This window comes from Sporocytophaga sp. (genome assembly GCF_017745095.1).
Classification (GTDB): Bacteria; Bacteroidota; Bacteroidia; order Cytophagales; family Cytophagaceae; genus Sporocytophaga.
This window is the reverse complement of the sequence record NZ_JAGHZZ010000010.1, coordinates 1-20,982: the sequence shown is the minus strand read 5'-3', so window position 1 is coordinate 20,982 and position 20,982 is coordinate 1. Positions and strand designations below refer to the sequence as shown.

General features: G+C 34.7%; 22 protein-coding genes. 12 read left to right on the top strand and 10 right to left on the bottom strand.

From position 1 onward, the window contains the following. Positions 1 to 122 precede the first annotated feature (122 nt). From J7604_RS16165 to J7604_RS16145, 5 genes are read right to left on the bottom strand one after another with little or no spacing between them, the layout of a single operon-like run. Positions 123 to 692, bottom strand: coding sequence for a DUF4256 domain-containing protein (locus J7604_RS16165; RefSeq protein WP_293897542.1), 570 nt, complete (start codon positions 690 to 692; stop codon positions 123 to 125). A gap of 55 nt (positions 693 to 747) precedes the next feature. Continuing rightward, positions 748 to 1,326 (bottom strand): DUF1801 domain-containing protein, encoded by a 579-nt coding sequence (locus tag J7604_RS16160; protein ID WP_293897541.1) that lies wholly within the window; start codon positions 1,324 to 1,326, stop codon positions 748 to 750. 13 nt (positions 1,327 to 1,339) lie between these two features. After that, positions 1,340 to 1,723 (bottom strand): DoxX family protein, encoded by a 384-nt coding sequence (locus J7604_RS16155; RefSeq protein WP_293897539.1) that lies wholly within the window; start codon positions 1,721 to 1,723, stop codon positions 1,340 to 1,342. A gap of 6 nt (positions 1,724 to 1,729) precedes the next feature. Beyond that, a complete protein-coding gene (locus tag J7604_RS16150; protein WP_293897537.1) occupies positions 1,730 to 2,194 on the bottom strand; it encodes an SRPBCC domain-containing protein in 465 nt (154 codons plus the stop codon). Between the two features lie 10 nt (positions 2,195 to 2,204). Further along, on the bottom strand, positions 2,205 to 2,528 hold the full coding sequence (locus J7604_RS16145; protein WP_293897535.1) for a helix-turn-helix transcriptional regulator: 324 nt from the start codon (positions 2,526 to 2,528) through the stop codon (positions 2,205 to 2,207). Between the two features lie 392 nt (positions 2,529 to 2,920). Here J7604_RS16145 and J7604_RS16140 point away from each other — a divergent pair, with 392 nt between their 5' ends. Beyond that, entirely contained in the window at positions 2,921 to 4,498 is a 1,578-nt protein-coding gene (locus J7604_RS16140; RefSeq protein ID WP_293897533.1) for a Na+/H+ antiporter, read from the top strand. Between the two features lie 269 nt (positions 4,499 to 4,767). Then, positions 4,768 to 5,313 (top strand): hypothetical protein, encoded by a 546-nt coding sequence (locus J7604_RS16135; protein WP_293897531.1) that lies wholly within the window; start codon positions 4,768 to 4,770, stop codon positions 5,311 to 5,313. Positions 5,314 to 5,423: 110 nt separating this feature from the next. Here J7604_RS16135 and J7604_RS16130 read toward each other — a convergent pair whose 3' ends face one another. Beyond that, the gene (locus tag J7604_RS16130) at positions 5,424 to 7,508 is read right to left on the bottom strand and encodes an ATP-binding protein (protein WP_293897529.1); all 2,085 of its coding nucleotides are present in this window, start codon (positions 7,506 to 7,508) and stop codon (positions 5,424 to 5,426) included. A gap of 486 nt (positions 7,509 to 7,994) precedes the next feature. On the opposite strand from J7604_RS16130, the gene J7604_RS16125 reads away from it, so the two are divergent. Continuing rightward, positions 7,995 to 8,579, top strand: coding sequence for a hypothetical protein (locus tag J7604_RS16125; protein WP_293897527.1), 585 nt, complete (start codon positions 7,995 to 7,997; stop codon positions 8,577 to 8,579). A gap of 63 nt (positions 8,580 to 8,642) precedes the next feature. Here J7604_RS16125 and J7604_RS16120 read toward each other — a convergent pair whose 3' ends face one another. Both J7604_RS16120 and J7604_RS16115 read right to left on the bottom strand, forming a co-directional pair. Next, the gene (locus tag J7604_RS16120) at positions 8,643 to 8,948 is read right to left on the bottom strand and encodes a hypothetical protein (protein ID WP_293897525.1); all 306 of its coding nucleotides are present in this window, start codon (positions 8,946 to 8,948) and stop codon (positions 8,643 to 8,645) included. 224 nt (positions 8,949 to 9,172) lie between these two features. Further along, positions 9,173 to 9,376: a hypothetical protein gene (locus J7604_RS16115; protein ID WP_293897523.1), complete on the bottom strand. Its 204-nt coding sequence runs from the start codon at positions 9,374 to 9,376 to the stop codon at positions 9,173 to 9,175. A gap of 254 nt (positions 9,377 to 9,630) precedes the next feature. Here J7604_RS16115 and J7604_RS16110 point away from each other — a divergent pair, with 254 nt between their 5' ends. Further along, positions 9,631 to 10,695, top strand: coding sequence for a hypothetical protein (locus J7604_RS16110; RefSeq protein ID WP_293897521.1), 1,065 nt, complete (start codon positions 9,631 to 9,633; stop codon positions 10,693 to 10,695). Between the two features lie 59 nt (positions 10,696 to 10,754). On the opposite strand, the gene J7604_RS27065 is transcribed toward J7604_RS16110, so the two are convergent. Further along, positions 10,755 to 10,907, bottom strand: a complete 153-nt coding sequence (locus tag J7604_RS27065; RefSeq protein ID WP_037573732.1) for a YqaE/Pmp3 family membrane protein — start codon at positions 10,905 to 10,907, stop codon at positions 10,755 to 10,757. A 679-nt stretch (positions 10,908 to 11,586) separates the two neighbouring features. Between J7604_RS27065 and J7604_RS16100 the strand changes: the two genes are divergently transcribed. Continuing rightward, entirely contained in the window at positions 11,587 to 13,968 is a 2,382-nt protein-coding gene (locus J7604_RS16100) for a transglycosylase domain-containing protein (protein ID WP_293897517.1), read from the top strand. Positions 13,969 to 14,061: 93 nt separating this feature from the next. Here the strand turns inward: J7604_RS16100 and J7604_RS16095 are convergent, their stop codons facing one another. Then, entirely contained in the window at positions 14,062 to 14,916 is an 855-nt protein-coding gene (locus tag J7604_RS16095; RefSeq protein WP_293897515.1) for a universal stress protein, read from the bottom strand. 66 nt (positions 14,917 to 14,982) lie between these two features. On the opposite strand from J7604_RS16095, the gene J7604_RS16090 reads away from it, so the two are divergent. From J7604_RS16090 to J7604_RS16060, 7 genes are all read left to right on the top strand, one after another. Further along, a complete protein-coding gene (locus J7604_RS16090) occupies positions 14,983 to 16,347 on the top strand; it encodes an MBL fold metallo-hydrolase (protein ID WP_293897513.1) in 1,365 nt (454 codons plus the stop codon). Positions 16,348 to 16,471: 124 nt separating this feature from the next. After that, complete coding sequence (locus tag J7604_RS16085) at positions 16,472 to 17,713, top strand: peptidase U32 family protein (protein ID WP_293897511.1); 1,242 nt, start codon at positions 16,472 to 16,474, stop codon at positions 17,711 to 17,713. Then, positions 17,706 to 17,933 carry a ferredoxin gene (locus J7604_RS16080; protein WP_293897509.1) on the top strand — a complete coding sequence of 76 codons (228 nt, stop codon included), beginning with the start codon at positions 17,706 to 17,708 and terminating at the stop codon, positions 17,931 to 17,933. The genes J7604_RS16085 and J7604_RS16080 overlap by 8 nt, the downstream gene beginning before the upstream one ends. 287 nt (positions 17,934 to 18,220) lie before the next feature. Next, a complete protein-coding gene (locus J7604_RS16075; RefSeq protein ID WP_293897507.1) occupies positions 18,221 to 19,189 on the top strand; it encodes a M28 family peptidase in 969 nt (322 codons plus the stop codon). Positions 19,190 to 19,268: 79 nt separating this feature from the next. Then, positions 19,269 to 19,778, top strand: a complete 510-nt coding sequence (locus J7604_RS16070; protein ID WP_293897505.1) for a PASTA domain-containing protein — start codon at positions 19,269 to 19,271, stop codon at positions 19,776 to 19,778. A gap of 262 nt (positions 19,779 to 20,040) precedes the next feature. Next, positions 20,041 to 20,439: a transposase gene (locus J7604_RS16065; RefSeq protein ID WP_293897503.1), complete on the top strand. Its 399-nt coding sequence runs from the start codon at positions 20,041 to 20,043 to the stop codon at positions 20,437 to 20,439. Then, a partial coding sequence (locus J7604_RS16060) for a DDE-type integrase/transposase/recombinase (protein WP_367113576.1) occupies positions 20,439 to 20,982 on the top strand: 544 nt, incomplete at its 3' end. The genes J7604_RS16065 and J7604_RS16060, both read left to right, overlap by 1 nt.

The window sequence follows — 20,982 nt, the reverse complement described above, 5'->3', positions numbered from 1 at the left end:
AGCAGGGAAAACTATTTTTTTACTTGTCTCATCACTAAGTTGACGGCCTTCTCCTGTAGGAGATGGACTTTTTACCTCATTAAGATAAATAATCTTATATCAAATTAAACGCTTAACCTCATTCAGACTTTAAGAGAGCCACGGAATCCTCTGGCTGCATAGTAAGATTCGGCACCATTGTGATACATAAAAACAGTATTATAGCGGCGATCACAAAATATCGCTCCTCCAAGCTTTCTTATATCAGAAGGGGTTTTAACCCAACTGGATGTTTTAGTATCAAAGTTTCCTAATTTCTGAAGTTCCCTATATTGTTCTTCTGTCAATATTTCGATACCCATATCAGATGCCATCTCAATGGCACTATTTTCAGGTTTATGTTCTTTCCTTGCTTCTAACGCTTCATGGTCATAACAGATACTTCTTCTGCCTTTGGGACTCTCCGCTGAACAATCATTAAAAATATATTCACCAGTCTTTTTATCATGACCAATCACGTCAGGCTCACCTCCGGTTTTTTCCATCTCATTGAGCGACCATAGCTTTTCTGCACCTGCAGCAGCAACCAGCTTAGCATGAACTGTAGTCCATTCAATTCCCTTATGACGATTCATGTTTTTCTCAAAACGAGCTTTCAATATTGTGAGTAACTCTTCACTTTCTTTAGCTGACAATTTCTTTTTATTAGCCATGATTCTATTCAAATTATTTATTCAATGAAATAAAACAATCTCCAATCAAAATATACTAATCATTTAATCCCTTTCCATCAAGTATTTGTGGAATGCAATTTTCAACTCTTGACTCACGGGTCTTGGACTGCTTGGGTTGAGAGAAATAAAATATGTATGCTCTTTGCCTCCCTGGTGTCAATGCCTCAAAAGCAGTTTTCAAAGCTTTCATTTTATCAAGTTTCTTTTGGAACTCTTCAGGTATTGGGTAATCTGAAGTCTTTTTCAATTCCACTTTTAGCCCAGCTTTTTCAACTTCAACAGCTTCATAAATATAGGACTTCAATGTCTTTGCCAACTTCAATATTTCCTTCACATTAGTGAACCTTACTTGTCGTGCAGACTGAACGTTTTCTGTTTGCTGGATTAAAATACCTTTGTTATCCTTTAAAAGTGCGCCTTTGAAAAACAAAAGCGCACAATATTCTTTAAACACATGTATTAAGACTATGTTCCTTTTCTCAGATACATAACAAGGAGTCCCCCACTTCAATTCTTCAGTCAGCCCACAGTCAAGCACAATCGTTCTCAATTGCTCTATTTCTTCCTGCCACTTTTGGGCTTCATTAAAATAAAAGTCAACCTTGTGGTTCATGTTATTTATCTTTTTATTGATTTGATGAAACTAACTTTCTGTCAGCAGGTCTGAAATACCAAGACACTACAATCAGGATGATTAATAATACAGGTCCGAAACTTTCCATGGCAGGGTCTCCAACAGCAATATGCGAATATAGAGCACCCGACATACAAAAGAAAAAGCCTGCATATGCCCACTCCTTTACTAAAGGAAATTTAGGAATAAGTATTGCTATAACTCCTAAAATTTTCCAAACGCCAATTATATTTAAAAAATAGGCAGGATAACCTAAATGAGTTACCCCCTTTACAGTATCTTCCACATGGAGCAATTGTGCAATTCCACCAGAAAGCATTCCCAGCGATAACCAAAGGGTAGCAACCCAATAGATAATTTTGTTTCTCTTTGTCATAATATGTTACTTTAATTTATTTACTATTTCTTGTAATCTGTTATGTGCCATGTTAATTCCTTGAGCAAAAGGTAACTGCAGTATCTGATCCCTTATTGAAACTGATCTGTATACGACTTGCATTCTAAGCTTACTGGTATCAGCTGTGAGCTTTTCAAATTCAAGAAACTCAAGCTGGGGGCCGAACGGTGCATTCTCCATTTCAAACGTTCTTGTAATTTTCTCATTCGGGATAAATTCATGAATAACACCGCTAAATCCATGTTTATTTCCTTTGGGATCAAGTGTTTCAAATTGCCAGCCACCATGTCTTTTATTCTCCAGTTTCAAGACTTTAGTTCCCATCCATTGCTCAACAATTTCCGGTTCAATATAGGCTTTAAAAAGTAATTCCAATGGCAACTCAAATTCCCTTGTAATCACTATTTCCTGCTTGCCTTCTATGGCATCGATCTTTGTTTTTAATTCCATTTACCTTACACTATTCTTTTGACTTGTATTTTTTCATTATAGTTTCCAATTTATTAAACCTATCATCCCACATTTTACGGAATGGTTCAATGAAGTCTGCAATCTCTTTCATTTTATTAGGGTTTAAGTGATAATACATTTCTCTTCCATTTTGCTCTTGCTTAAGCAATTCGCATTCTGTAAGTATCTGTAGATGTTTCGAAACCGTTGGTCGAGACGTATCAAAGTTGGCGGCTATTGCTCCTGCCGTCATCGATTGAGAAGCAACCAACAGAAGTATAGCCCTTCTTGTAGGGTCGGCAATGGCTTGAAATACATCTCTTCTTAAATTCATTATGTAGCTATTTGACTACAAATATATATGTAGCTATTTAACTACACAAATTTTTCAGCTAATTTTTTATTGATCAATACAAATCACGAAAAACATTTTACACTCAACAAACATATATGACTCAAAATTACTGAGTTGACTATTTTCTAAGGTAATTAACGATTCTGAACCGAGAAAAAAAAAGTTGCATCTATACAAACCTTATTACGATTAGAGTAAAGCAATAGTAGAAAATTATATTACTATCAGAATCAAGGCTAGAAGAACTTAAGGTAGTTCTTAATTTTAATATCAAAGAAGTGAAGGATAACAATTATATTCGAGACAAAAATATTTTGTATAAATACGCCACCATTAAAAATCGACAACATACTCCCTCAATATAGTCTGATATGCTAGACCATTTTCCATTTTATTTGACCTTAATAGTACTTATAGTATTGCTGATAATGCTGAGCAATAAAATTAAAGTAGCCTACCCTGTGTTACTGGTTTTGGGTGGATTGACGATTAGTTTTATTCCATTCATTCCAGTAATGAAAATAGACCCTGAATTGATTTTCATAATTTTCCTTCCACCATTATTGTATGAAGCAGCATGGGCCAATTCATGGAAAGAGCTTTGGCATTGGAGAAGAATTATAGGAAGCTTTGCTTTTATCGTCGTCTTCCTGACTGCAATTGCAGTAGCTTTTATTGCTAATACAATAATTCCCGGATTTTCCCTGGCTTTAGGCTTTTTATTGGGAGGCATTGTTTCTCCCCCGGATGCTGTAAGTGCAAGTGTAATTTTAAAACTTGTAAAAGCACCTAAAAGAATGTCCTCTATTCTTGAAGGCGAAAGTTTACTGAATGATGCTTCCTCACTTATTATTTTCCGATTTGCAATGATAGCAGTTGCCACTGGACAATTTATTTGGTATCAGGCAGCATTGAGCTTTGGCTGGATGATCATTGGTGGCGTTGGTACCGGTTTAATCGTTGGATTACTTTTTTTAAAAGCGCACAAATGGCTTCCGACCGATGTAAACATGGATATCATCCTTACACTTGTAACACCATATGCAATGTATATCGCAGCTGAAGAAGTACATGCTTCCGGTGTCTTAGCAGTGGTGAGTGGCGGATTATTTTTATCCTATTTCAGACATCATTTTCTAACGGGCTCTTCTCGTCTGAGTGGAGAGAATGTATGGCAAAGTCTTATATTCTTATTGAATGGGTTGGTCTTTTTGCTGATAGGTTTAGATCTTCCTGAAATCATTTCGGGATTACAAGAAGAAGGGGTCAGTTTTTATCGTGCAACTGCATATGGACTATTCATTACTTTGATGCTTATCATAGGCAGAATGGTTGCTGCTTACGGCGCATTAATCACAACATTGTTTGCTAGCCATTTCATTAAAGTTGCAGATAGTAGTCCTGGTATAAAAGCTCCTCTTTTGCTCGGCTGGACAGGCATGCGTGGTGTAGTTTCACTTGCCGCCGCTCTATCCATTCCAGTAACTCTTGCCAATGGGATGCCTTTCCCTCATCGGAATCTTATATTGTACATTACATTTATAGTAATTCTGGTAACCTTGGTTTTACAGGGTTTAACGCTGCCTCTTCTTATTAAGAAAGTAAAACTTCCTAACTTCAACGATCATCTACCGGAAGAAGAAACAGAAAGCCTCATTCGTGAAGCATTGGCAAAGGTCTCTCTGAACTATCTTACAGAAAATCACAAAGTAGAATTAGACCATAGTTTACATTTACAAAAGCTGGCACTCAAATGGGAGAATCAATTGACTGCTAATGAAGATCCTAATCTATCTGAAAGAACTAAAGCTATTTATGGAAGCATTCTTGATAAACAGCGCTACTTACTGATACAAATGAATAAAAAAGAAAAGCATATAGATGAAGAGATCATCAGAAAATTCCTTCATCAAATTGATTTAGAAGAAGAAAAACTTAAGCTCGAATAAAGCTTAATAATTAAAACTATTTACTAACTAAATATTATATTACAAAACCTAATATAATTATCTTAATATAAAAAAGATACTTTATAGGTATCTCTCTTTTTATTTTTTTGACTCTTCTATTATTCATCAGATCCTTTATTTTCTTAAATACATACTTCCCTCAATTGAAAATTCACATTGGTTAAACATCCAAAATGTGAATAATGATCTTATCTATTTTTATCCCATCAGATAAATCAACTCTTATAATTAAAAAACTTTTAACTCATATGCCCGCATACGCAATTGAAGGACTCTGCAGCACTGTTAACTTCAGTCATGCAGAAGAAAAAAAAGAATTTGAAAAGCATTTTTACAGAGCTTTTAACAAATTAAAAGAACAGAAATTCATAAGAAGTATATGGAACTGGGATGATGAACAACAGACAATCAGTTTTAAGATACCTGAGGAACACATCACTATCTTTACTTATAAAAATGAGGTCGAACAAAATGTCATGTATTCGGGAGGGCTATACGATCGTAAATATTGTCAATTTGATAAATTCGGCTTTAAGCCGCCTGTAACGAATGATAAATACATGGAAATATTAACTTTATTTTCAACTCATCATTTTAACAAGAACCTATATAATATTCAAAAAGTATTCATCAATGAATATTGTGTTGAACAAGCGAGAGAACAGGGCTGCAAATTTATTCTTGCAACCTGCACTCCACTCCTACTCAAGCTTTATTTAAAATGGGGCTTTAAAGTAATTGAAACAAGAGAACTCGATGGCGCTATCAGACATTTGATTCAACTTGATTTGTAGGATAATTTTCTTTTATATGACTATACTTACAAAAATCAAAGATATCATGCAAACCCAAGACATTGCATGATGTCTTTAATTTTATTATTTAAAAAAATTATATAAATGACTTAATTCACTTCTGCCGAAGCCTTTAATTCCTTCTTTCTAAGGTTAGGCAGATACACAAAGAAAGTAGTTCCTTTTCCCACTTCACTTTTAAGGTCAATGGTGCCGTTAAGTTTTTCAATAGCATTTTTTACAAGGTAAAGTCCGAGCCCACTCCCCTTAGAATAATCAGTGGCTCTGAAAAACATGTCAAATACCTTTGCCTGAAATTCCCTCTCTATACCAATCCCATTATCTTCAAAAGTAATCAATACTCCTTTTTTGTGATCTGTAATTGTAACTCTAATAAATGAATCTTCCTGCTTTCTGGAATATTTTAATGCATTCTCAAGGAGATTTAAAAATATAGTATTAAGATATCTGCTATCGCTGAATAGTTCATTTAAAGCATAGGTATCAACGGAGATATCTATCTTTTGGAAATAGTCAGTTTTACGAAGAACTGCCATTGTATTTCTTATTAGAACTTCAGGATCAATAAGTGTAAGATCAATCTGCCCTTCCTTTATTTTTGTTAGTTCTATAAGATTACAGATAATCTCATTTAGTCTGATAAGTGTTAAATCTATTTGTGAAAAATATTCGACGGCGACAGGATCTGTAATCTCCATTCTGGCAGTAGAACATAAGCCTTTAAGAGAAGCAACTGGGCCTTTGAGATCATGTGATACCTTATAACAAAAAGTGTCCAATTCCTGATTTTTATAAAGCAGCTCTGATTCTGCCTGTTTCCTCTCCGAGATATCCTGAACCACCCAGATCTGATATTCCGGTATTCCGTATTTATCAAACTTCAATGAACAGGTTAAATACACCCAGATCATCTTACCAGACCGATGTTTGATCTGTTGCTCAAGCGTAATGTTTTCCGTACTATTCAGCAACAGTTTGCCATATTGTTCTCCATTCATTTCTATAGTATCCCTAATGAATTTACGGGAAGCATTCAAATTGAGCAATTCATCAGCACTAAAGCCCAGTATTTCACACAGTTTTTTATTTACCCTCAACACCTTACCTGTAAAATCTATGTGCGCGATGCCTACAGCTGCTTGTTCAAATGTAGATCTGAAATCAAGTTCGCTTTTCAGAAGAGCAACATTTTGTTTTTCTATTTTATTGGAGTATTCCTTAATCTCCTTCATACCATCCTGAATGGTTGTCACCATTGAAATGAATCTTCTGCTTAAGATACCTACTTCATCTTTATCTGAAAATTTAATACCACTAAATCCATCTGTAAAATTACTTTTAACAACTCGTTCGAGCTCTGTAGTTAAAGTCCTGATTGGTTTAGTGAGTACAGAAGAAAAGAAAAAACTCAATCCAAGTGAAATTAGAATGCAAATGAATAGTACCCCAAACAATATTTTCTTCAGATCTTCTTTCAGATTTTCATTAAGTATAACGGTCTCATTTTCTATGCCGGCCATCAGCTCCCTTATTTTCTGATTATGAACTATCAGTCTGCCCAACAAGCCGGTCTCATTGCTATATCCTATTGAGCGTTCTACAGATACTACATCTTTAAATGTCTTCAGATAATCATCCAATGCAAGATTAACTTTTTCTGCAACAACTTTTGGAATTTCCTTTGTCTGCAATACATCCTTTTTCGCTTCACCAATCAAGTATTCATTATTAAAAACATACAATGAATCTTTAGAGATAAAATAATCTTTTTCATTTTGCATAAGGCTTTCAAGAATCTCTGCACCAATGAAAGATCTTAACTTATGCAAGGATTCTTTTCTTTTCTTCAATTCTCCCTCCAGCCCATAAATATGTGTTCCCCTCTTTTCAATAGTTCCAACAAGATATCCGAATGTTCTCTGGTAATCTTCAATTTCAAGCAATACTTCCTTCAATTGAAGTTTCATTGGCTCATTCTTATTTAGAATTGATTCATTTAAGACACTTTCAATTGTAAGATCTATTTCTTCTATCAACTGCCGATGCTTTTTTATATATGTACTTGTATGAGTAAAATGATAGGTAGGCTTTTTTGAATCATAATGAACAAAGTCCTGTTCTACAGCATTCAAGGAAAACACCATGTATGAAACATTATGTATTCGGTGTATCATTCTATAACTCAGTTCACGCTGATTCAGGAAATAAATAAAACAACAACCCATCGATATTATTATCCCGACAAAAATGCTATAAACTAGAAAAAGCCTGAGCTTAATTTTACTAAACATGTTACTCTCAATATTTCGAGGCAAGTACGAACAAAGGAGAAAGGTCAACCAAAAAGTTATATTAAGTTTTTATTAGGATTACGTTAAGAAAATTCAACATTCTAAGACACTGAGTAGTCCGACTTTATATTAACAAATCTGATATTTAGCATCAAATAGTAAACATTCAATAAAAAATTTGGTTATTTGAAGAATATTTTATTTATTGTCCTAAAGTTCAATATTTTAGAATCCCTTCCGAGATATTAATTCCATTTAGCCGGTAGTAGAGAAATTCGGGAGCTATACTTCAGGGAAAACCCGCAAATTCCTGAAATTTGTAACATTGTTTGTTATCGAATCGTACAAAAACTATAAAATCGGTGGCTTATGAAAATTAATAGATTACTTCTAGTTGATTGTGATACAAAAACAAACTGCCTTAATGAAAAAACTATTGTTGATTCTGGATTAGTAGATCAATTAAAAGTGACATTAAATGGAGGTCATGCTTTACTTTACCTCAATCAGATAAGCCACAAAACTATCAACTCTAAAACCGTCGTGGTTTTGAACATGAATACTCCAATCGCCGACGGCTTTGATTTTCTTGAAGGGTATAAATTTTCTCATGACATTCATAAGGAAAATGTTCTGATTGTGGTCATGCAAGACAATATAGATAAGGATATCCAGGATAAAGTAAGAAGATATGGAGTAAATTATTTTATAAGTTCTTGCATTTGTCTTGATACTTTAAATAATCATATAGATAGTTACTTTGATAAAAATTCTGATATTAAAAAAGTAGTTTACGCTGCTTCAGAGACAGTCAAAGCAGAAAATCTTCCCAAACAAAACTTTGTAGAAGCTCCGCAAAATAAAAATCAGTCAAAATCCAAAAAGCAAAACAGAAAAGTTCTTGTAAACATGGAGTCGGGTAAAAGACCTGGGGCCGGAGCAGGAGCTATCTAATAAAATATTTTAATGATACAAAAAAGGCTTTTGAAGAATACTTCAAAAGCCTTTTTTGTATCATCAATCACTAACCTTATCTTTTTTATTTTTAAGATTTGGTAAGTCATTTTTCGTACTTGTTTCATCGTTTAAAGATGTATTCCAGAAATAATAAACTTCATCTTCTTTTACAAATCTTCTACCCTTATCCTCCAATTCAAAAGATTTTCCAAGGTTTCGAAATTGAAAAGGTCGGTTGTTAATAAACTTTGCAGCCATTTTACTTACCTCCTTTCTTACTTTAAAAAGCTTTAGAATAAAGTTAAAGTTCAGACACACACATACTTTCTTCTTTAAACCTTTGGATTTAAAAAACAATTTGGCCACAAAAAAACAGGTTTTTCAACCTAAGAACAACCTGCATAATCTAAATGAAAATAAGGGTTAACGAACAATGAATACTTTCTCGTAATCTTTCTTCTTCCATATTCATTTTAACCCAATAAACTCCTGTTGCAAAACATTCTTAGTTATAAGGTCAAAAAAAATCCGTTTTCCACTTAACTTATTTAAGTGGAAAACGGATTTGATGTATTTTTAAGATTTACTTCTTAATGGTTTAATCCTGCAAACAAATACTGACCAATTAGAATCATTATAGATCCTACAAAAATTAAAACAGCAACTTTTATCATTTTTTCTTGACTCAAACCGCCTTTTTCATCTGCTACAACCGCAGGCATTGCAAGGAACATTCCACCGAAAACTCCCATGATAAATCCTACGACCATTAATATAACTCCAAGTGTTTGCATAGTAATGTATATTATAAAATTTCAGAAATATGGCGCTAATTTAGTTTTATTTTTGCCTTATTCTATAATAAAACGAGAAAAATTTACTTCAGGGTTTCATTTTTTTCAGCACATTGTAAGGTGGTCAGGGCTGTATACATTTGTAAATTACATTTGTAAACTCTGAGATTTTTCAGGAATGTGCAAAACTAGTTTACAAAATACAACCATGTAATCTTGTGGTTATGTACATTTGTGAAGTTATATTCACAAAAATGAATTTAATAACAGAAAGAATACTGGCAATACTGGAAAACAAAGAATTGACACCTTCGTCCTTCGCTGATACAATTGGTATTCAGAGGTCAAGTATGTCACATATTCTCTCCGGTAGAAACAAACCCAGTCTGGATGTAATTCATAAAATTCTTATTACATTTCCGGACATACTATCAGATTGGCTCTTAACTGGAAAAGGTCCTATGAAACAGCTAAACTTATTTGGAGAACCACAGAAAACAGATCCGGAAGAAGAGAAGAAACTAATACGCAAGGAATTAGAAAAGAAAGAAGAAATTCTAGCAAAGGCAGAAGTATCTGCAGAAATCGTTTCCGGTTTACTATTTTCTGAAAACGCCTCTCCTTCACAAACAGAATCTTTTTATACTCCTGAATCAGAACCTTCTGTTGATGCTTTCTTCGACAGTATTTTCGAAAATCCTAATTTTTTCAAAGAACAGCGTGAAGAAATTATAGAGGAGAAATCAGAAGCTAGTATTGAAGATATATTTTCTGAAACCGAGACTAAGGAGGATGAATATCCGGAATCACTATTAATATCTGAGTCAGAAATTAATTCCGAATCAATACTAACAGAAGAAGTTTCAATATTTCATGGAAATGAAGTCATCACAGGGATGGAAGAGGTTGCAGAAATAGAAGAAATTGAGAAGGTAGAAGATTTAAATTTTAAAGAGGTAGCAACTGAGATAGCTTCAGTAAAGGAAATTGAAATGCCAATATTTTCGTCTCAAGAACCTGAAAAAGAAGTTGAAGCACAATTAGGTATACAAAATCCGGAAAACGATGAAGTTCAACCGGAGCCACAAAATATAGAACAAACAATTAACCAACCTATTACAGAAGCCAAAGAGATTGTTATGATCACAGAGACGATGAGAGAAGTGGAAAACTCAGCAAATTCAAATCTGACTGTTAATGGTCAGGAACCAGCATTTCAGCCTTCCGCAGAGAGAAAAGCGGTTCAGAAACCTAAAAAAGTACAAAAAATCGTCATATTTTACGATGACGGAACATTTTCTGCTCACTCACCTGAGTAATAAAAAAGTCCCCCGAAAATATCGAGGGGACTTTTTTATTTCTTAAGACTTTATAAAACTTAATCATTTTTATAAATTCTGTAAATTGCGTATATCAACCCTGGAATGTAAAACAGGATTGTAAGCAAAATACTCAGCCAGAACGGTCCATGTATCCCATCAACCAAAGCCACAGCCAATGGAGGAATTAGAATAGCAATAATCACTAACAAAAGCTTGCTTACATTGCTATCGTTTGATTTACTTTCTTTAATAGCCTTTTTTACAATTTTCTTAATTTCCTTTTTTGAAGGAGTAGTAGAGACATCCTTCCCTAAAGCTTGAGACTCATCAGAAAGAATTGCTTTAATTTCATCTGAATTATTATTCGAAACACCTATTTCCGGTTTAAAAATTACCTGTTCACCTACAGCAGCAACAATCTCCTTATTCGCAGTAGCAATATGGTTTTGAATTTCAGGTTTAATGCTTTCTTTATTAGGACTATTCAAACTAGTATATCCGGTTGGATAATGGTTTGTAAAAAACGCAGATTCTTTTTTGCTGCATGATAATAGAAATATCACTGAAGAAAGAATTATTCCATTCAGATAAAATAATGTTTTTTTCATTTTAGCAGTTTCTTTGGTTATATCATTGTTTTTAACCATCTGCTATTTCATTTGTTTTATATTTGAAAATTTAAGAAACAGACAGGAAATTAAAAGTTTATAATTTTACCAGACTCAGGAAATAAAAAAAATAAAACAACTGAAAAGAAGTTACTTCTATGAGTCTCATAATTTTATAGTAAAAATTCCTTTCTAGGGATAATTTGTATTCATGTCAATTGTTAAAATTGAACCGGAACTTTATTTTATTTGTATTCACAGATTATAAAAGGTTGACATAATGAGTAATCAGGAACAGGGATTTTCCTTAAAAGATTTTAACTGGAAAAAGTGGATTAAACCGGGATTGATATTTCTCTCGGTTCTGTTCGCTTCAATCTTTATTTACATTACCTACCAAGTATATAAAAACCTGCCCAATGGGAATGACCTGAAAAATATCAGGAATGCTACAGCTTCTGAAATTTATTCTTCAGACGGAATTCTTATAGGGAAATATTTCATTCAGGATCGTACGGACATAAGTTTTGAAAAACTTCCTAAGCATTTGATCAATGCCTTGCTGGCTACGGAAGATATCCGCTTCTACAAACACAATGGATTTGACCGCAGAGGGATGCTAAGAGTGCTTTTCAAGTCTGTAATAATGCAGGATGAGAGCTCAGGCGGAGGAAGTACTGTTGAACAACAGTTGGCTAAAAATCTTTTTCCCAGAAAAAGATATAGATTCTTCTCTATGCTTATTAATAAAACACGAGAAGCAATTGTCGCAACAAGGCTTAATGAAACTTTCAATAAAAATGAGATTCTGACTCTTTATTTCAATACGGTTCCCTATGGAGAAAATGCCTATGGAGTAGCAGCCGGAGCAAGAAGATATTTTAATACCGCCGTAGATTCTCTTAATATTCAGCAAGCAGCGACGCTGGTAGGAATGCTAAAAGCTACAACATCTTATAACCCGGCAAAGAATCCTGAAAAAGCAAAGGAACGCAGAAATGTTGTTTTGCAGCAAATGGCCAAATACCAGTTCATTACTGAAGAAGAAGCTGAGAAATTTCAGAAAAAAGATTTAAAAATCAGGTATAACTATCTTTCACACAATACAGGATTAGCGACCTACTTCAGAGAATATCTCAGACAAGAATTAGATGAATGGTGCAATACTCATTATAAACCGGACGGTACACCTTACAACTTATACACTGATGGGTTAAAAATTTACACCACCATTGATTCAAAAATGCAACGACATGCTGAAAAAGCTATGACGGAACACATGTCTAAATTGCAGGTTAGTTTCTACTCTCACTGGAAAAATACGACTCCATGGAAAAAAACGCCCCAGGTTTTAACAGATGCATGCAAAAGATCTGACAGATATCAGTATTTAAAAAGTCTTGACTTGGATGAAGCAGACTTTAAAAAGGAGCTTAATAAAAAAACAGAAATGAAAGTGTTTACCTGGGCTGGAGAAAAAGATAAAAACTTTTCAACTCTGGATTCCATAAAGCACTATTTATATTTCCTTCAGGCTGGCTTTTTCGCAATGGATCCGTTTACTGGCCAAGTTAAAGTATGGGTAGGTGGCATCAACCATAAATATTTCAAGTATGATCATGTTACCTCCAAAAGACAGGTTGGTTCAACATTCAAACCTATTGTGTATGCAGCTGCTTTGGAATCAGGGATTAGTCCTTGTGAATACTTCCCTAATCAAAGACAAGTGATTGAAGAATACGACAACTGGTCACCTAAAAATGCAGATGGGAACTATGGCGGATATTATTCGATGACAGGGGCTCTGACCAATTCAGTAAATACAGTTTCAGCAAGTCTGATCATGAAAGCAGGTGTTAATAAAGTAGTAAACTTTGCTGAAAAACTTGGAATCAGCTCTCCCCTTGACCCTGTACCATCCCTTGCTCTCGGCACTGCAGATATTTCACTCATGGAAATGGTATCAGCTTATGGAGCATTTTCCAATGGCGGAAAAAGCGTTACTCCTAACTATTTATTGAAGATAAAAGATAAAGCTGGTAAAACGATATATAAAAGTAATCCTCCATATTTCCGCCAGACCGTTAGTGCCTCTACCGCTGAAATGATTACCTATATGTTAAGAAAGGTAGTACAGGAAGGAACTGCTGCTGGTATGGCAAATTATGTAGGTCCGGATGCCCAAATTGCAGGGAAAACAGGTACTACCCAATCCCACGCAGACGGATGGTTTATTGGCTATACTCCCTCTCTTGTTGCAGGATGTTGGGTCGGTGCGGAGGACAGAAGAGTTCACTTCAGGTCCATAGACCTTGGCCAGGGTGCACATATGGCTATGCCAATATTCGGGAAGTTTATGGGGAAACTAGGCAAAGACAAAAAGTTAAAAAAATATGTCTACCAACAATGGCCTGACCTCAGTGAAGAGATGTATGAAAATATGGACTGTGTACCTTTTTCAGAAAATGCTCCTGATGGTTATCCTGTAGATAACAGTAATACCAATGAAGCGTCTGAAGAAGGTGAATTTACAAGCCCTTCAGAAGGTCAAAGACCTCACCGTCGCCAGGAATCCAAAGAACCTCTTAATTGGTTCAAGAACATATTTAAGAAGAAAAAAAGAGACAGAGCTTCATCTGAAGATGAAGACGAGTGGTATTAGTTCTTAAATATCTGACTATTTAAAATCAAAATCCCTGCTCACATTTTGCAGGGATTTTTTTTAACTAAACATTAAGCAGAAAAAAATATTCCTTTACCACCCTTTGGTATTGCCTTTAAGATGAAATATAAGCACAGGATTGCTAGATATATTTAATACTTTTTCGGTAGTACTACCAGCTAAAATAGCCTCAAAAAAGCTTCTGTGATGGGTAGCCATTACAAGTAAATCAGTATCAACTTCATCGGTAAATTTCTTTATAATTGCTGACACGTTTGTACCCATTTTAGTAATCAGTTTTATATTTTTATAATGAACGTGATCCATAATCTCCTCAAGCATCACTGCAGCTATCTCCGGATATTCCTGTTCCAGTTTATCTATTACATTCAATATAATAATTTCTGCATCAAAGACTTTTGCATACTCACTTAACGCATTAATGTTATTATGATCTCTTACAGAAATGGCACATGCGTAAACTATGGTTTTTACAGGCCTGAAATGAACATCCTCTGAAATCGCTAAAATCTTACGACTTCCTTTTTCAATCATCCCGGCTACTGTATCACCGTTAAAAATTCTTGTAAAAATTCCACCTTTCTTATTTCCCATAACAATAAGATCAGCATCATATTTATCGGAAATCTTATTAATTTCTTCTTGTGGATCTCCTTCTGCAATAATGTGATCCACCTCGAAATTATTGCATACCTCCAATATGCGGGTGGTCGTCTTCATTAACTTGACTCCCAGCTCTTTTTTATCAGAAGCCTGCTTATCAAACAATCGCTCATAAGGGACTTCTGTGGGTATTAACGGTACTTCCACAACATGCAGCACCAAGAGTTTTACCTCAAATGGTCTGGCAAAATTGATAAAATAATTCAATGCATTTTCTGCACTTGAAGAAAAATCTGTTGCAAACAAAGCGGTGATTCTTTTCATGAAAATACCAGGAGATTAGTATTCATATTACCTTTACAAACGATCTATTGTTTGAATAAAGAATCTATGAAAGCTAAAATTCATTTTTTAGGAGGAACTGGTACGGTCACAGGCTCCAAATTTTTATTGGAAACCATAAAACATCAGCTCCTTATCGACTGTGGCCTCTTTCAAGGAAATAAGTCTTTAAGACTACTTAATCGAGCTCCTCTTCCCTTGGATTATAGCAAACTTTCAGCTGTTCTGATTACTCATGCTCACTTAGATCACACTGGATATCTGCCTGTACTTATAAAAAATGGTTATAAAGGCCCTATATTCATGACCAGTCCAACTGTTGCGCTTGCTGAAATAATTCTAAGGGATAGTGCAAAAATACAGATGGAAGAGGCAGATGCCGCCAACCGTGGTAATTATTCGAAACATCAACCTGCCTTGCCACTCTATACTTTGCATGATGTTGAACAAACATTGAATTATATTCTGGACTGCGGTGAAAATGAATGGATCTCACTGGCAAAAGATGTTAAATTCAGATTTAAAAGAAATGGCCACATTCTTGGTTCATCTTATCTCGAGATTGATATCTTAGATAAAAAATTAGTCTTCTCCGGAGATGTTGGAAAACAGGAATCTCTTTATCTGTCTTCGCCTTCAGTACCTGAGCAAGCAGATATTCTGTTGTTGGAATCAACGTATGGCAACAAATCACATCCTAAAACGTCCCCCAAGGATCAGCTACAAGAACTTATAAACAAAACAATTCAGAGAGAAGGAGACATTTACATTCCTTGTTTCGCAGTAGGAAGAGCACTTGAAATAATGTTGCTTATTGATGCTCTTAAAAAAGAAAATAAGATACCACATATACCTGTTGTTTTCGATTCTCCAATGGGCGCCGAAGCAATTGAGGCTACTGCTAAATTCCCAGATTGGCACCAATTAAGCAATATGGAGCTGATAGATTTAAATAAGGAAGCGTATTTTGTCAGAAACATCGAAGAAACTTATAGCATTATTGATCGCAAAAAATCTAAGATAGTAATTGCAGGAAGTGGAATGATTACTGGTGGAAGAATTTTACATTATCTGAAAGCCGGAATAGAAAATAATAATAATCTAGTAATACTTCCTGGCTTTCAAGCAGAAGGAACCAGAGGAAAAGCATTGCTTGACGGAGAACCGGAAATTAAAATAATGGGAAAATATTATCAGGTAAAAGCCGAAATAGCTCGTCTGGAAAATATTTCAGGCCATGCAGATCAGGAAGAACTCCTAAACTGGATTGCCAGTTTCAGATTTAAACCTAAGAAAGTTATTCTTATCCACGGGGAAAAAGATGCAGGACATGCATTAGCTGAAAAAATAAATGAAAAATTCCGAATTACTGTTGCTTTGCCGAATCTAAATGATATCATTGAAATCAACTAAAACTTCATAATCAACTGAAAATCAAAAAGCCTCTTTTGCTTACATTCAAAAACTTCGATATAAAAGCAAAAATTTGGGCATTTTAACGTAATTTTGTAACTCCTTTTAGACGGAATATACAACAATGAAAGATAAGATAGAAGTAATGGCACCTGCAGGCTCCTTTGAAGCCTTTATGGCAGCTATTCAGGGAGGAGCAGACTCCATTTATTTTGGAGTAGATCAGTTGAACATGAGGGCTCGTGCAGCAAATAACTTCCTTTTGGAAGACCTGCCGGAAATCGGTCGCATTGCCAGAGAGCACAATGTGAAGACCTATGTAACGCTTAACACTATTCTTTACGATCATGATATCTCTATCATGAAGCGTATCATCGATTCTATAAAAGAAAATGGACTTACTGCCATTATAGCTGCAGATCATGCTGCCATTCAATATGCTTTTACAAAAGGCGTAGAAGTACATCTTTCAACTCAGGTAAATGTTACCAACCTTGAAACTGTGAAGTTTTATGCAATGTTCTCTGATGTCATTGTGCTTTCAAGAGAGTTAAGTTTAAAGCAAATTAAAGACATTACAGATGGTATCAAACGTGAAAATGTAAGAGGACCTAAAGGTGAACTTGTTCGTATAGAAATCTTTGCTCATGGTGCTCTTTGCATGGCTGTGTCTGGTAAATGCTATCTGAGTTTGCATACAGCCAACTCTTCTGCAAACCGCGGTGCTTGTCAGCAAAACTGCAGACGAACCTACAAAGTAATAGATCTTGAAGATGGTCACGAACTGGAAATAGATAATGAGTACATCATGTCTCCTAAAGATTTATGTACAATCAACTTCCTTGATGAAGTAATAGCCAGCGGAGTTACAGTACTAAAACTGGAAGGAAGAGGTCGTGCTCCTGAGTATGTAAAAACAGTAACCAAATGCTATAGAGAAGCAGTTGATGCTTATCTGGATGATACATTTACAGATGAAAAACTTCAGGACTGGATGAACAGGCTTGAAACCGTTTATAACAGAGGCTTCTGGAGCGGTTATTATCTTGGCCAGAAACTTGGAGAGTGGACTAACAAACATGGTTCTTCAGCAACTACCCGTAAGATATTCCTTGGTAAAGGAGTACGTTACTTCCCTAAAGTTAAAGTTGCCGAATTTATCCTGGAAACACATAAACTTAAGATTGGAGACGAAATACTGATTATCGGACCTACAACAGGTGTGGTTGAAACTACAATAACGGAGATCAGAGTTGACGACAAACAGGTAGATGAAGTTGGAAAAGGTATTTCATTTTCAATACCTCTTGAGGAAACAATTCGCAGCAGCGATAAAATCTATAAAGTAGTTCCTGCCAATGATTAAGATCATTCAGCAAAGAGAAAAGTGCATCGGCTGCAATTATTGTGTTGAAGTTGCCCCAGACCGTTGGGCAATGTCTAAGAAAGACGGTAAGAGTGTTTTGATCGGATCTAAAGATAAAAAAGGATTTCATGCGGTAGATGTCTCGGAAGTAGAACTAGATGCTAATAAAAAGGCCGCTGATCTCTGTCCGGTAAAGATTATACAGGTAATTCAAAAGTAATAGGTATTGAATATTTATAGAAAAAGCCCCGAATTGTCGGGGCTTTTTTGTTCTCTGTAAACCCCAAAAATGTTCTAAATTGGAAACATAAACGTAGGCTAAAATTTTATAAAAAAGAGTAGCGTGTTCAGTGGAAGCGGAGTCTTTAGTCCTTTACCTGACAACGTTTTCGTGGGATACATAACTGCCTATAAATCCGCTGCCCGTTATTTATACTAACCATTGGTGGCAATTTGGCGCCCCATTAAAAAAGCTTTAGAAAGAATGACATTTTAAAATATAAATTTATGAAAACACTTTTGCTTTTAGGAAGCATTTTTTTTCTCATTGGTACCTTATTCTATTTTTTAACTACACCACTATTTGGTTCTGCTAAACCTGGTATCGTATCTATTCCAGTTTCTTCTGAAAGATTAAAAAATGATGTGAAAATATTATGCACTACGAGCAAGCCTAGAAACTATAAAAATATAGATGCTTTAAATGAAGCTGCCGATTATATTTTTAATGAGTTCAAGAAAAATGGATTAAATCCACAAGAACAAAAATATATAGCAGATGACAATGAATATAAAAATATAATAAGCACTTACGGGCCATCAGATGCTGCCAGAATTATTATCGGTGCTCATTATGACGTATGTATGGATTACGCAGGAGCAGATGATAATGCAAGTGGTGTTGCAGGACTTTTAGAAATTGGAAGGCTTTTGGATTCCTTGAAACCGACATTAAAATACAGAGTTGATCTTGTTGCTTACACATTAGAAGAACCACCATATTTCAGAACATCAAATATGGGAAGTGCTATCCATTCTAAATATATAATTGAGAATAACATTCCTTTCAAAGCAATGGTCTGTCTTGAAATGATAGGATATTTTTCCGATGAATCTAAATCACAAGATTATCCTGTTGGGGTTTTAAAAGCAATTTACCCAACTAGAGGAAATTTTATTGCAGTGGTAGGAAGAATTGGAGAAAATAATTTAGTAAAGCAAATTAAAAAATCAATGATTGAAGGTTCCTCAATAAATGTAGAATCTATAAATGCACCCAAGGCTATGGTGGGAATAGACTTTTCTGACCATTTAAATTATTGGAAAAATGATCTTCCTGCTGTAATGATTACAAATACTTCATTTTATAGAAATAAGAACTATCATGAATCAACGGATACTCCTGAAACATTAAATTATGTTAAAATGGCCGAAGTAGTAAAAGGCGTTTATTGGGCGATTGTAAATATCAAATAAATAACGAGTCACAAGTCGAGTAGTTGAAAGATAACGCACCTAAGTGCAGATATAAACAAGTTCTGTGAAATATAAAAACATGAAATTAATTGTCCGAAATTTATTAATTATTACTCTTATTGCAATTATAGGATTCTTTGGCATATTTAAAATTTTGAATTTGTATACTTTAAGAAATGAACGTATAATAGTTCCAAACCTGATTGGGATACAGGTTGATGAAATACCCAAAATAGAACAATTGAATTTTAAAATTAGTGATTCTATTTATGATAGAAATTCCAAACGAGGGATTATAATGAATCAATTTCCGGCGCCTAATTCGGAAGTTAAACCGTATAGAACTATATCGATTACCTACAATAGAAAAATGCCTAGGTTAATATCTGTACCCATTGTAATTGACCAACCAGCAAAAGATGGAATACAAAATATTAAAAATGCTGGATTCCTCATTGGGAAAATTGACACAGTTGAAAATAATTTTCCTATTGTTATTTCAATGAGCTCAAATGGACAGCTTCTAAAAGGAGGAGAAAAACTCCAAGAAGGAAGTGTAATAAATTTTCAAGTAGGTAAGGAAGAGTAGAAAAATACTTCACTAATAGAATAGACGTCCTCGCCTGATTTCTGCTCCGTTGCCTGTCACCTGAGCGGATGAGGGTATTTAAGCTAATTCGATCCTGACAGCCCAATATACTTCTTGTACTTCAGGGCTAATTGCTGGTTATTCAAAGCTTGTTACTTCTTATATTCCACTTATTTTGGTTTCCTTCGGCTTTAGCCTCAATTTGTCAGGGCTTACTCTGTCTCGTCCTGAAATAGGTTTACAGGTTTAAACCCTGTAAAAGATGACAGAAATTAAATTTTTAAAGAAAAGAGGCAGAGGAAAAAGAAAGAATACTCAGCCCTATGATATTGGATTAAAGTTGCAAATTATCCAGGAATATCAGTCAGGAGGCATTACCTTTAAAATGCTTTCAAATAAATACAACATCAACAAGTCGGTGATAAGTTATTGGGTAAGAAAATCTGAAGGCAGACTCAGTGCATTAAAATCAATTACATTTAAAAAAATGGAATTGAATCAAGAGGAAAAGAAAGATCAAAATCAAGAAATAGAGGCTTTAAAAAAGGCCCTAGAAGAGGCCTTATTAAAGAATAAAGCTCTTGAAACAATGATAGACATTGCAGAACAAGAGCTGAAAATAAATATTCGAAAAAAGTCTGGCACCAAACGATCACGATGATGAAAAATGCATATCCCAAATTAGGGCTGGCTAGGTTATGCAGATTGTTTGGTGTCACTAGGCAAGCATATTATCAGTATTGCTGGCATATAAGCGATATAGGGACAGAAGCACATATCGTTTTGAACTTAGTAAATGCAATACGAAAAGATCAGCCAAAACTAGGTACCAGAAAGCTACTTTCAATAATTCAAAATGATTTAATTGAACATCAGATAAAAATGGGTAGAGATGCTTTATTCGATTTATTAGCTTCACATAACATGTTGGTAAGGCGAAGAAAGCGAACTCCTCAAACTACCTTTTCTAGGCATTGGTATCGCAAATATGATAATTTATTAAAAGACTTTATCTGTTCAGGTCCCCACCAGTTATGGGTTTGTGATATTACCTATATTTCTATTGGTGAAGATTATGTTTATCTCGCTCTGATATCAGATGGGTATTCCAGGAAAATAGTAGGATATAATCTCTCAGAAAATCTTAGCACAGAAGGCTGTATTATGGCATTAAACATGGCTTTTCTTCAACTTCCTGAAGTAT